Genomic DNA, 12,352 nt, shown 5'->3' with positions numbered 1-12,352 from the left:
CGGGATTCGAGTTTCGAGTTTTTCCCGTAATATCAGTTGGTGCATTCCTGTATTAAAATGCTATCGGTTTCAAATTCAAACCTGTATTTTCTTCCCAGCCCATTGCGATGTTCATATTTTGTACCGCCTGCCCTGAAGCTCCTTTCAACAAATTGTCAATCGCTGAATGAATTACGGCAACATTTCCATTCTTCTCAATCTGAATCACACAGCGATTGGTATTGACAACCTGCTTTAAATCAATCGCCCTTTCACTTACTGTAACAAAAGGCTCTCCTGCATAAAAATCCTGATACAATTGCTCTATCTCCCTCAATTCCAAATCAGTTTTCACGGTAGAACTTGTAAAAATCCCTCTTGCGAAATCTCCTCTCCATGGAACAAAATTCAGGTTTACTTCTTTATTATTAAATGAGATCAACTGTTGTAAGATCTCATCCACATGCTGATGTGTCAAAGTCTTATAAGCTGAAACATTATCATTTCTCCATGTAAAATGAGTTGTTGCCTGCAAAGATTGCCCAGCTCCTGTAGAACCTGTAATCCCTGTGGTAAAAACTTCATTCAACAATCCTTTTTCTGACAATGGCAATAACGCCAATTGAATTGCAGTTGCAAAGCATCCCGGATTAGCAATACTTTTTGAACCTGACAGTTGTTTTTTATTGATTTCAGGTAAACCGTAGATAAAATTTCTGTTTCCAAAATTTCCATCCAAACGGAAATCATTTCCTAAATCAATCACAAGCGTATCTTCATGAACAGGATTCTGAGTTAACCAATTCTGACTTTCCTTATGAGGAAGGCATAGAAAAAGAATATCAACCTCTTCTGTTTGATTGGTTAAAACCATTTCACAAACCGTCGTTAAATCCGGGTACAGATCAGAAATTTTTGTTCCCGAATTCGAACGACTATATAAAAAACTCAATGTCACGTGGGGATGAAAAGCCAGCAAGCGTATCAACTCGCTTCCTGTATAACCATTGGCTCCGACTATTCCTACTGTTTTTTTCATTTTTAAACTGATAGGACTATATCCTACCTTGGGTTAAATCGTTCCTCCGGAACTTTAGTTGATATTTTGGTTAATCTGGTGGTATATATTCAAAGAATTACTTACAATTTTTGTGTATCCTTTTACATCTTCTCCCGTCCAGGCTCTGTTGGCTTCTCCGTAGCTTCCGAATTTATCCGACATTAAATCATGATCAGATTCAATTCCGTTTAAGATAAATCTGTATGGATGAAGGGTTACAAATACTTTTCCACTTACCGTTTTCTGAGAGTCCGCTAAGAAAGATTCAATATTTCTCATCACAGGATCTAAGAAAAGTGCTTCGTGAAGCCAGTTTCCATACCAGTCGGATAACTGGGATTTCATCATTTGCTGATATTTTGAAAGCGTATGTTTTTCTAATAAATGATGCGCTTTAATAATCACAGATGCTGCCGCTGCTTCAAATCCAACCCTTCCTTTGATTCCTACAATAGTATCTCCTACATGAATATCACGACCAATTCCGTAAGCAGAAGCTAATTCTTCTATTTTTTGAATCGCATAAACAGAGTGATTAAAACTTTCTCCATTCACAGCCACTACTTCTCCGTTTTTAAATTCAATTTCCAGTTCGGAAGGTTGAGTTTCCTGAACCTGGGAAGGGAAAGCTTCTTCCGGCAGATAATTTCTTGAGGTCAAAGTCTCTTTTCCACCTACAGAAGTTCCCCAAAGTCCTTTATTTACCGAATATTGTGCTTTATGGAATTCCATTTCATAGCCATGACTTTTCAAAAACTCAATTTCTTCTTCACGGGACAAAGCCATGTCACGAATTGGCGTAATGATCTCAATATTCGGACACATTACCTGGAAAATCAGATCAAAACGAACCTGATCATTTCCAGCTCCCGTACTTCCGTGAGCAATAGCATCTGCTCCTACTTCAATCGCATATTTTGCAATTTCCTGCGCCTGAATGGTACGCTCAGCACTTACAGAAAGAGGATACGCGTTATTTTTCAATACGTTCCCGAAAATCAAATACTTCACACAAGAATTGTAATAATCTTCCTGAGCATCTACGCACCTGTACTCTTTTACCCCAAGATTTAAAGCTTTTTTCTCCAACTCTTTTTCTTCTTCTTTGGAAAAACCTCCGGTATTTACAGTAACCGCATATACATCATACCCAAGTGTTTCACTAAGATATTTTGCACAGTAGGAAGTATCTAACCCTCCACTAAACGCTAAGATGACTTTCTTGTTCATTGCTATATTTAATTTCTGGTTGCGCATTCACAACACTGTTTACTTTATTAAGATCAGGCTGATTATTTACAACCTCATTTTTTTTCATATTTTCAGGAACAAATAACATCGCTGTACATAAGCAGTTTTTACGTTCCTTTTTCATTAAAATTTCATAGTTCACACAGTTCTTACAACCGTTCCAGAACTCTTCATCCTGAGTCAATTCAGAATAGATGACTGGTTTATACCCCAAATCACTATTGATTTTCATTACCGCAAGACCTGTTGTTAATCCAAATACTTTTGCTTCAGGATATTTTTCTCTAGATAATTGGAAAACTTTATGTTTGATCTGAGTCGCTACTCCACCGTTCCTGAACTTCGGAGATACAATCAGCCCCGAATTTGCCACAAACTTTCCGTGTGACCAGGTTTCTATATAACAGAACCCTACCCACTCACCGTTTTCAGTAGCAACCACAGCATTGCCTTCTGAAATCTTCTTACTCAAATATTCGATGGAACGTTTTGCGATTCCCGTTCCTCTACGCTGTGCAGAATCATACATTTCCTGCTGTATTTCACTCACATACACTAGATGTTCGCATGAGGAAATTTCTATTTCCATTTATTTATCTAAATTTTTTGGCAAATTTAAAATATAATTACTTTAAAAACCAAATAAAAAAGATATTTTTTTTGTTTTAAAAATTTATACAGGTAAAATTATCTTTATTTAAAAATATATTTTTGCTAATTTATTATATATTTGCTAAAATAATATAGCTATGGAAAATACATGTCCAAAATGCAAGGGTAACAAAGTCGTTAAAAGTGGTATTATTAATGAAAAACAAAGGTTTCACTGTAAAAATTGCAACTATTATTTTACCGTTAAAAAACTGGGAAAACAGATTGATGATTATTATGTTACTAAAGCACTACAGCTTTACCTGGAAGGCTTAAGCTATCGTGAAATCGAGAGAATTATCGGAGTTTCGCACGTAACCATCAGCTCATGGATAAAAAAATACAATATTACCAGACCTCCCCATTCCGAGTTTCATCCTGTATATAAAATCCTGAAACAAAATGAATTAATAGAATACATTGCAAAGGAAGAAAACATCAAAAACTCCGGTATTATTATCACTCAGTTTGCTGATAAGTATATGCTGATCAAGTGGGAAAGGTTTAAGAAGTAGACGCGAGGTTCGGGGTACTCGGTTCGAGATTCGAAGCACAATACAAAAAAAATATAAAATATTAATTATCAATATTTTACAAACAAAAAAAAATCAAAATACCGGATTACGAAACACGAAACTCGCATCTCGTAACAAATTATAGCTATACTATTACCACTAATATATATTAAATTTTCGTAAATAAATTATTAACTCCAATTTGGCTTTCACAAAAAACAACGCCAAAAATTGATAATTTATGAAGAAATTACTTACATTCATTGGAGTAGCCTTAATCAGCAGTTCTGTATATTCACAAGGTTCTCCTGATTATGGCAGTGGACTCAAAGTAAACCTCAATCCTGAGGGAGACAAATTCATCAGATTTATTTTATGGGATCAGCTTTGGTTAAGAAACAGCCAGATGAACCCAGGAAGTATGGTTGGTGGTGAACCAACAGACAACACCTGGAATATAGGAAACAGGCGATTACGGGCTTTAACATACGCACAAATTTCTAAAAGATATATGATCCTCTTGCATTTCGGGATCAATAACCAAACCTTTATTAATGGTGGTGCTACAGGAACCACAGGCACAGGAGGCTATGGAAACGGAAAGAAAACACAGTTATTTTTTCATGATGCCTGGAATGAGTACGCAGTTATTTTACCTGGAGAAGCAGGAAAATTCAGTTTATCTTTAGGGGCAGGGCTTCATTATTACATGGGACTTTCTCGTATGACAATGGCTTCTACGTTGAATTTCCTTACCGTAGACTCCCCCGTTTTCTCATGGCCATTAATTGATAATTCGGATCAGTTTGCAAGACAGATCGGAATGTTTGCCAAAGGAAAATACGGAAAACTTGAATATCGTTTTAGTTTAAATAAGCCTTTTGCAACAGATCTTACTCCAGCAAACACAACAGACCCATCAAAAGCTATAGCAGTAGACAACAATGGAAATCCTAATTTTTCAAAAGCCGGTTATGTTGAGTATCAATTCCTTGACGAAGAATCTAATACACTGCCTTTCAAAGTAGGTTCTTATTTAGGAACGAAGAAAGTCTTCAATGTAGGTGCAGGTTTTTATCATCAGAAAGACGGGACGAGAACTTCTGTTAATTCTAATATTGAAAAGCATGACATCACTCTTTTTGCTGTAGATGCATTTGCGGACATCCCTTTAGGAGAAGCTAAAAACAAAATGGCAGTTTCAGCGTATGCCGGATATTACAATTATAATTTCGGTCCTAATTATGTAAGAAACCTTGGGACAATGAATATTGCAGCTACCGATCCTAATTTCATAGGCAATAAAGCCATTGCAGGTCCGGGAAATCTACAACCGACTATCGGAACAGGTAATATTATCTACGCACAGGCTGGTTTACTATTACCAAGTCAGGCGGAAAAACCAAAAATCAGAATACAGCCTTTCGCTGCTTATACTCACAAAAACTTTGAAGCATTCGAAAAATCTTCATCCCAGTTTGATGTCGGAGCCAATTGGTTTATTGATGGGCATCATGCAAAAATCACTACACAATATTCAACAAGACCTGTTTATACCAATCCTAGTGAAAAACCATCTTCTAAAGGAGAATTTATTGTACAGTTCCAAATATATTTATAAAGTTTGAACTATTAAGAATAGTAAATCTTATCAACTTAAAATCTCTTAATGGTCTAAAAAATTTAAATCCTATTCCAATAACATCAAAAACGAATCAATATGAGCGAAAATCATCACGAAAGCTACGAGAATATGACTGATAAGCAGAAAAACCGCACCATATGGAGCGTGATTACAGCGTCATCTCTCGGAACACTTATAGAATGGTATGACTTCTACATTTTCGGAAGTTTAGCGGTTGTTTTGGCAACTAAATTTTTCCCGGCAGATAATCCTACAGCTGCATTTTTATCTACTCTTGCTACTTTTGCCGCAGGATTTGTTGTAAGACCTTTCGGAGCTTTATTCTTCGGAAGACTGGGAGATCTTATCGGGAGAAAATATACGTTCCTTGTTACTTTACTGATCATGGGGTTTTCTACGTTCCTGATCGGATGTATTCCAAGTTATGAGACGATTGGCTTCATGGCTCCTGTTTTAGTTTTAATTCTTAGATTATTGCAAGGGCTAGCACTTGGTGGTGAATATGGAGGTGCTGCAACCTATGTTGCTGAATATGCACAACCTCATCGAAGAGGCTACTGGACCTCATGGATTCAAACTACTGCAACGGCAGGGCTTTTCATTTCATTGATCGTTATTTTAATTACCAAAACCACACTTTCTCCTGAAGAATTTGATGGCTGGGGATGGAGAATTCCGTTTTGGATTTCAATTCTAATGGTTGCAGTGTCTTATATCATCAGAAAAAATATGAAGGAGTCTCCGCTTTTTGCTAAGGCTAAGAGTGAAGGGAAAACTTCTAAGAATCCATTAAAGGAAAGTTTCGGGAATAAATATAATTTCAAATTCGTTCTTCTTGCTCTTTTCGGAGCAGCAATGGGACAAGGGGTCATCTGGTACACAGGACAATTCTATGCCATGAGTTTCATGCAAAAAGTAATGAATATAGATTCTACACAGGTAGATTATCTTATGGCTACGGCTTTGTTTTTAGGAACTCCTTTCTTTGTATTTTTCGGTTGGCTTTCTGATAAAATCGGAAGAAAAGCAGTGATGATGACGGGAATGCTGATTGCAATTTTAGCATACAGACCTATCTATGACAGTATGTTTAAAAGTGTAAACATTGAAAACAAGACCATTGCATCTGGCGGGATTACAGAGAAAAGAACGGCTAAAATCCACAATGATATTGCAACAGACAGCCTTGTTACCTTCCACAAAGAAACTCTATTCACAGACGGAACTTTAATCAAGAAAGACAGTATCGTTCACTGGTCGCCAAGCGGTCCGGTAATGAAAGACGGAAAAGCTGAAGAAGCAAAAGTTTCCCAAGCTGTAAAAGTAAGTGATGACACAAAATGGTATCTGATCTTCCTGGTGTTTGTACAGGTAATATTTGTAACGATGGTTTACGGTCCTATTGCAGCATTCCTTGTTGAAATGTTCCCGGTAAGAATCCGTTATACATCAATGTCTTTACCTTATCATATTGGAAATGGTGTATTCGGAGGACTTCTTCCTGCGGTGGCAACTTATCTGGTAACCACCGGAAAAGATGCAGGACACGCTACATGGTACCTGGAAGGACTTTGGTACCCGATTGGAGTTGCTGCCGTATGTTTCATCATCGGATTAATTTATCTTAAAAATAAGAACAATAATCTTCACGATTAATCACTGATTCACTCAAATTTTTATTAATTTTAAAACTACTAAAATGAACGGACTAAAAAAAATATTAGGCATTCTCTGGATCGCAATAGCAGTCGTCGTAGGATATTTCGGAATTACCGTAATGGGAATCCCCAAGATTGCTTCGGGAAAACAGGAAGATCTGGTTTTCGGGATTATTATCTTATTTGTACTGATGCCGATTATCTCAGGCGGAATGGCTGTTTTCGGATATTATGCCATAACAGGAGAATATTCTGACGACAAAATATAATTAAAAAGCTACAGGACGATTGATGGACGGCAAAAATGTCTGTCCATCAATTATCTTTTACGAATCATCATTTATGAAAAAAAGACACGAACAAAAACTGGTTATTCTAAGCATCGGGCTGATGATTGCCTTCAGTATTCCTATTTCGCTACTTTTCAATAGTGATCGGGAAGTTTTAGGCTATCCTATGATCCTGATCTATTTGTTCGCAGTCTGGATGATTTCCATCGTGATTTCCTTTGTAATCGTAAAAAAACATGATGAGTAGTTTCGCTTTATTTTTCGTAGTTCTGTTTTACCTGGCTCTCCTTTTCTTAGTTGCTCATCTGGCAGAGAAGAAAAGAAGTAAGCTTTGGATCAATAACCCGTATATTTATGCACTTTCATTAGCTGTGTATTGTACGGCATGGACTTATTACGGAAGTATTGGCGTAGCAGCTACCAGTGGATTAAATTACCTTCCGATCTACATTGGTCCCATCATGATTATCCCAGCATGGATCTATATAAACACGAGAATTGTAAGAATTTCCAGGGTCAACAAAATCAGTAGTCTTGCCGATTTTATATCTCTGCGATATGGAAACAGCAGAAGCTTTAGTGCTATTATTACCGTCGTATGTCTTCTTGCCATAGTTCCTTACATCGGACTGCAGATCAAAGCAATTTCTGAGACTTTTCATTTAGTAACAGAAACTTCGATGTCACAAGATATTCTGACTGATAATGCCACATTTGTTGTCATTCTTATCGCTCTTTTTTCTTCTTATTATGGAACGCGTTACGTAGATGCATCAGAAAAACGTTTAGGAATCATTTCAGCCATTGCTCTGGAAAGTTTTTTAAAGTTGTTTTTCATTATTATTCTTGGATTATTTGTGATCTATTACGTTTTTGATGGCTTTACAGACATTTATCAGAAGGCTAGCCAGTTTAAAGATTTTAAAGAAAAAAATACATTCAACGGTATTGAAGGAGCAATGAACTGGATGGTTTTATGCATGATCTCCGCCACGGCAATCTGCATTCTTCCAAGACAATTTCATACGGCAATCGTTGAAAACAGACAGGAAAAACACATCAGAACAGCAATCTGGTTTTTCCCGCTTTATTTATTGATTTTCACCATATTTATTTTCCCGATTGCATGGGGTGGAAGATTGATTTTTGACGGACAAAAAGTAAATCCTGAGTTCTACTCTATTTTAATTCCCCAGCACTTTGATAATACTTTAATCACGGTTTTGGTTTTTCTTGGCGGATTGAGTTCATGTATTTCCATGATCATTATCTCTGCAATCACTCTGTCCATAATGCTTTCCAATAACCTGATCATCCCATATGGATTGCTTGGAAAGTTTAAATCTGAAAATGAAGAACAAAATACAAGAAGCATTACCAACATTAGGAAATTCAGCATTTTTGCACTGATTATCATGGCTTTTGTGTTCTATAAATATTTTATCATAAAAAAATCACTGGATTCTGTAGGATTAATGTCTTTTGTGGTAATCGCACAGTTGGCGCCTGCGTTTTTCGGAGCACTATTCTGGAGAAGAGGAAGCTACAAGGGCGCCGTAATCGGGCTTGCCGCTGGATTAACGATCTGTTATTTCGGGTTGATTATCCCACAGTATTATTTCTCTTACAACCAAGAATTCAAAGGAGTATTAAGAGACATGTATAATTCCTTTGACTTCTTCACTATTCCTTATCTTGCAAGAATTCCTCAAATTTTCTTCTGGTCCCTCTTGATAAATACAGGTTTATTTACCATTATTTCAGTGAGTACAAAAGGAAATTACCGAGAAAGAAACTTTGCTGAGCTCTATGTAGATATTGACAAATACATTCAAAATCATGAGAATGCATTTATCTGGCGAGGAACAGCTTATATTTCCGATATTCAGAATATTCTGGAACGTTTTTTAGGCAAAAATAAAACTGAGCAGGCATTAAGAATTTTCAATTTAAAATATAATATTGATTCAAAAACTGAAACCGCAGACTCAAGGTTTATCAAGTTTTCTGAAAACCTGTTAGCAGGAAGAATCGGAACTGCATCTGCTAAAATTCTGATCGAAGGTGTTACAAAAGAAGATAAAATATCCTTAAAAGAAGTTTTAAATATTCTCGAGGAATCAAAGGAAAACATCAGCTTAAATAAAAAACTCACAGAACAGTCTGAAGAGCTGCAAAAACTATCTGATGATCTGAGAACAGCCAATGAAAACCTTATCGTGAAAGACCGTCAGAAAGACGACTTCCTGGATTCTGTTGCGCATGAATTAAGAACTCCAATCACAGCAATACGTTCTGCTGGAGAAATTCTAGCAGATGACGATGATATTCCACTGGATATTAAAAGAGAGTTTTTAAATAACATTATTACAGAATCTGACCGATTGAGTGAAATCATTAATGATATTCTTTACCTAGACAAATTACAGCATGGCGAGATCTCATTAAATATTCAACAGCATAATATTATTGAGACCTACAAGAAGGCATTAAACCCTCTCCTCCATCTGATACAGCAGAAAAACATTCATTTAAGTGAGGTTAATCTTTTGAATCAGTTTATATTTGAATATGATGAAGCGAGAATGATTCAGCTGTTTCAGAATATTTGGGGTAATGCCCTAAAGTTTACTGATGAACAAGGAACAATACAGACCAAGTTATTTGAAAAAAACAATCAATTAGTAGTCTCCATTTTCAATACAGGAAAACATATTCCTGAGGAAGATCTGGAAATGATTTTTGACAAGTTTTATCAATCTAAAAACCAGAATATTTTAAAACCAACAGGAAGCGGACTTGGACTTGCCATCTCAAAAAAGATAGTACAGGCACACTACGGAAATATAAAAGCTGAAAATAGCGGACTTGGAGTCACCTTTACCATCACTCTTCCTGAAAAGATAATACATGAGAATAAAAATGAAGTTGAACACCTTTAAAAAGCCTTTATGAAAAAGATAATTATTGCAGATGATGAGCACAAAATACTAATGTCGCTGGAATACAGCTTCAGAAAAAACGGTTATGATGTTTTCATTGCCCGTGACGGAACGGAAGTTCTTGAGTTCTTAAAAACCATGACTCCCGATGTCATACTTCTTGATATCATGATGCCCAATCTGGATGGATACAGCACTTTGGATATCATTAGACAAGACAATAAACTAAAAGATACTAAGGTAATTTTCCTGAGTGCTAAAAACAACCCCAGAGATATTGAAAAAGGAATGGAAATGGGCGCCGATGCTTACGTAACAAAACCTTATTCAATTAAAAAACTGATGCAGCAGATTGAAGAGCTGTTTTAGATGAAAATATCACCCTTGATAAGGGTGATAAACACTCCAAATACACAATTATTGATATGAAAACCGATACTTTATTTAAGCAAAGCATAGAAAACAAAGAAAATTTTTGGAAGGAACAGGCAGAAGCAATTCATTGGTTTGAATTCCCACAACAGATCCTTTCAAAAGATGACAATGATTACCCTCAATGGTTTTCCGACGGAAAGCTTAATATGTGCTATTTATGCATTGACAAACATATTGAAGAGGGTTTTGGAGACCAGATTGCAGTTGTTTATGATTCTCCAGTAACCGGGCAAAAGAAAACCTATACATTCAATCAGGCAAAAGAGGAAGTTTCAAAATTTGCAGGAGGACTATCTTCTTTAGGATTAAAAAAAGGAGATACAGCTGTTATTTACATGCCGATGATTCCGCAGACGCTTTTTGCTATGCTCGCCTGTGCCAGAATCGGGGTTATTCACAATGTGGTTTTCGGAGGTTTTGCACCTCATGAATTAGTGGTAAGAATTGATGATTGTAAGCCTAAAGTTTTAATCACTGCAACGGCAGGAATAGAAATCGCCAAAAGAATCCCTTACCTTCCATTAGTAGAAAAAGCTATAGAGCTGGCGCAGGATAAAGTAGACAACATCATCGTTTACAATAGGAAACTGGTAGATAATCAGCATGAAATGTTTGAAGGGCTTATCGATTATGAAGAACTGGTTCAAAAATCCGAATCTGCAGACTGCGTTCCTGTAGAGTCTACTCACCCACTTTATCTACTTTACACTTCCGGAACTACCGGAAAACCCAAAGGCATCGTTCGTGATACAGGCGGCTATGCAACCGCTTTAAAATTCTCTATGAAATATATGTATGGTATTGAACCCGGTGAAACTTATTGGGCAGCTTCCGATTTTGGATGGGCAGTCGGGCACAGTTATTCTGTTTACGGACCATTAATCAATAGAAATACAACTATAGTATTTGAAGGAAAGCCTATTATGACCCCAGATGCGGGAACTTTCTGGAGAATCATCTCAGAATATAAAGTTTCTGCGATGTTTACTGCTCCCACTGCAATAAGAGCGATAAAAAAAGAAGATCCAAACGGAGAGTTGGTAAAAAAATATGACCTTTCCCATTTTAAAAAACAATTTTTAGCAGGTGAACGATGTGACGTGGCAACCTTAGATTGGTTTGCAGAGCATATCGGAGTTCCTGCTATTGATCACTGGTGGCAGACAGAATCAGGATCGCCCATGCTGGGGCTATTAACCTTTGATGAAAATTACAGTATTAAAAGAGCTTCTGCGGGAAAACCGATTCCGGGATATGACATTAAAATATTTGACGAAAACGGACTGGAACTCGATCCGCATCATGAGGGTTATTTAGTGATAAAACTCCCCCTTCCTCCCGGTGCTTTACTTGGAATATGGAAAGATTATGACCGTTTTGAAAAAAGTTACTTGTCCCAATACAATGGATATTATTTCTCGGGAGATGGCGCTATACAGGATGAAGATGGGTATATTTTCATTACAGGACGAGTGGATGATGTCATTAATGTTGCCGGGCACAGACTTTCCACTTCTGAAATGGAAGAAATTGTTTCATCACATCCCGATGTTGCAGAATGCGCTGTAGTAGGCATTGATGATGAACTGAAAGGACAAGTTCCTTTTGCTACGGTTGTTTTAAAAAACGGCACTACCATTTCGGAAGCAGATATTGAAAAAGAAATCATTCACATGGTTCGTGAAAAAATAGGCGCTGTAGCTTTTCTCAAAAATGTAATGACTGTCAAACGTTTACCCAAAACAAGATCTGGAAAGATACTTCGTAAGCTTATCAGAACACTATTAGATGGTAAAGATTTTCAGATCCCATCTACTATTGATGACGAAAAAATCATTGAAGAAATTCAGGGAAAAATCAAGGAATATAGGGCTTAACCAAAAAATTAAACATATATTTAAGTATCATTTCTGAGCTTTAAATTAC

11 protein-coding genes are annotated in these 12,352 nt (G+C 36.6%); 8 read left to right on the top strand and 3 right to left on the bottom strand.

Features of this window, described 5'->3' with window-relative positions; genetic code table 11:
• Positions 1-52 precede the first annotated feature (52 nt).
• The 3 genes from argC to BBI01_RS07170 are packed head-to-tail and all read right to left on the bottom strand — an operon-like array spanning position 53 to position 2,879.
• Positions 53-1,018: an N-acetyl-gamma-glutamyl-phosphate reductase gene (gene argC / locus BBI01_RS07180; RefSeq protein ID WP_065393989.1), complete on the bottom strand. Its 966-nt coding sequence runs from the start codon at positions 1,016-1,018 to the stop codon at positions 53-55.
• Positions 1,019-1,072: 54 nt separating this feature from the next.
• Positions 1,073-2,269, bottom strand: coding sequence for an argininosuccinate synthase (gene argG, locus BBI01_RS07175; protein ID WP_065393988.1), 1,197 nt, complete (start codon positions 2,267-2,269; stop codon positions 1,073-1,075).
• Positions 2,241-2,879, bottom strand: a complete 639-nt coding sequence (locus tag BBI01_RS07170) for a GNAT family N-acetyltransferase (RefSeq protein ID WP_065393987.1) — start codon at positions 2,877-2,879, stop codon at positions 2,241-2,243. The genes argG and BBI01_RS07170 overlap by 29 nt, the downstream gene beginning before the upstream one ends.
• 160 nt (positions 2,880-3,039) lie before the next feature.
• Between BBI01_RS07170 and BBI01_RS07165 the strand changes: the two genes are divergently transcribed.
• The 8 genes from BBI01_RS07165 (at position 3,040) to BBI01_RS07130 (ending at position 12,303) form a co-directional block, all read left to right on the top strand.
• On the top strand, positions 3,040-3,456 hold the full coding sequence (locus tag BBI01_RS07165) for an IS1/IS1595 family N-terminal zinc-binding domain-containing protein (RefSeq protein WP_065393986.1): 417 nt from the start codon (positions 3,040-3,042) through the stop codon (positions 3,454-3,456).
• Positions 3,457-3,697: 241 nt separating this feature from the next.
• On the top strand, positions 3,698-5,077 hold the full coding sequence (locus BBI01_RS07160) for a porin (protein ID WP_065393985.1): 1,380 nt from the start codon (positions 3,698-3,700) through the stop codon (positions 5,075-5,077).
• A gap of 99 nt (positions 5,078-5,176) precedes the next feature.
• Positions 5,177-6,757 carry an MFS transporter gene (locus BBI01_RS07155; RefSeq protein ID WP_065393984.1) on the top strand — a complete coding sequence of 527 codons (1,581 nt, stop codon included), beginning with the start codon at positions 5,177-5,179 and terminating at the stop codon, positions 6,755-6,757.
• 43 nt (positions 6,758-6,800) lie between these two features.
• The gene (locus BBI01_RS07150) at positions 6,801-7,028 is read left to right on the top strand and encodes a DUF6814 family protein (RefSeq protein ID WP_065393983.1); all 228 of its coding nucleotides are present in this window, start codon (positions 6,801-6,803) and stop codon (positions 7,026-7,028) included.
• Positions 7,029-7,101: 73 nt separating this feature from the next.
• A complete protein-coding gene (locus BBI01_RS07145) occupies positions 7,102-7,296 on the top strand; it encodes a hypothetical protein (protein WP_065393982.1) in 195 nt (64 codons plus the stop codon).
• On the top strand, positions 7,289-9,991 hold the full coding sequence (locus BBI01_RS07140; RefSeq protein ID WP_065393981.1) for an ATP-binding protein: 2,703 nt from the start codon (positions 7,289-7,291) through the stop codon (positions 9,989-9,991). The genes BBI01_RS07145 and BBI01_RS07140 overlap by 8 nt, the downstream gene beginning before the upstream one ends.
• A gap of 9 nt (positions 9,992-10,000) precedes the next feature.
• On the top strand, positions 10,001-10,360 hold the full coding sequence (locus BBI01_RS07135) for a response regulator transcription factor (RefSeq protein WP_065393980.1): 360 nt from the start codon (positions 10,001-10,003) through the stop codon (positions 10,358-10,360).
• Positions 10,361-10,416: 56 nt separating this feature from the next.
• The gene (locus tag BBI01_RS07130; RefSeq protein ID WP_065393979.1) at positions 10,417-12,303 is read left to right on the top strand and encodes an AMP-binding protein; all 1,887 of its coding nucleotides are present in this window, start codon (positions 10,417-10,419) and stop codon (positions 12,301-12,303) included.
• Positions 12,304-12,352: the final 49 nt, after the last annotated feature.

It is taken from the genome of Chryseobacterium artocarpi (assembly GCF_001684975.1).
Taxonomy (GTDB): domain Bacteria; phylum Bacteroidota; class Bacteroidia; order Flavobacteriales; family Weeksellaceae; genus Chryseobacterium; species Chryseobacterium artocarpi.
This window is presented reverse-complemented; position numbering and strand designations above follow the sequence as displayed.

What these genes read in the sequence shown, in the direction of transcription:
- BBI01_RS07140 (WP_065393981.1), top strand. Translation starts at nt 7,289, where the DNA reads ATGAGTAGTTTCGCTTTATTTTTCGTAGTTCTGTTTTACCTGGCTCTC.
- BBI01_RS07130 (WP_065393979.1), top strand. Translation starts at nt 10,417, where the DNA reads ATGAAAACCGATACTTTATTTAAGCAAAGCATAGAAAACAAAGAAAAT.
- BBI01_RS07170 (WP_065393987.1), bottom strand. Translation starts at nt 2,879, where the DNA reads ATGGAAATAGAAATTTCCTCATGCGAACATCTAGTGTATGTGAGTGAA.
- argC (WP_065393989.1), bottom strand. Translation starts at nt 1,018, where the DNA reads ATGAAAAAAACAGTAGGAATAGTCGGAGCCAATGGTTATACAGGAAGC.
- BBI01_RS07165 (WP_065393986.1), top strand. Translation starts at nt 3,040, where the DNA reads ATGGAAAATACATGTCCAAAATGCAAGGGTAACAAAGTCGTTAAAAGT.
- BBI01_RS07150 (WP_065393983.1), top strand. Translation starts at nt 6,801, where the DNA reads ATGAACGGACTAAAAAAAATATTAGGCATTCTCTGGATCGCAATAGCA.
- BBI01_RS07145 (WP_065393982.1), top strand. Translation starts at nt 7,102, where the DNA reads ATGAAAAAAAGACACGAACAAAAACTGGTTATTCTAAGCATCGGGCTG.
- argG (WP_065393988.1), bottom strand. Translation starts at nt 2,269, where the DNA reads ATGAACAAGAAAGTCATCTTAGCGTTTAGTGGAGGGTTAGATACTTCC.
- BBI01_RS07155 (WP_065393984.1), top strand. Translation starts at nt 5,177, where the DNA reads ATGAGCGAAAATCATCACGAAAGCTACGAGAATATGACTGATAAGCAG.
- BBI01_RS07160 (WP_065393985.1), top strand. Translation starts at nt 3,698, where the DNA reads ATGAAGAAATTACTTACATTCATTGGAGTAGCCTTAATCAGCAGTTCT.
- BBI01_RS07135 (WP_065393980.1), top strand. Translation starts at nt 10,001, where the DNA reads ATGAAAAAGATAATTATTGCAGATGATGAGCACAAAATACTAATGTCG.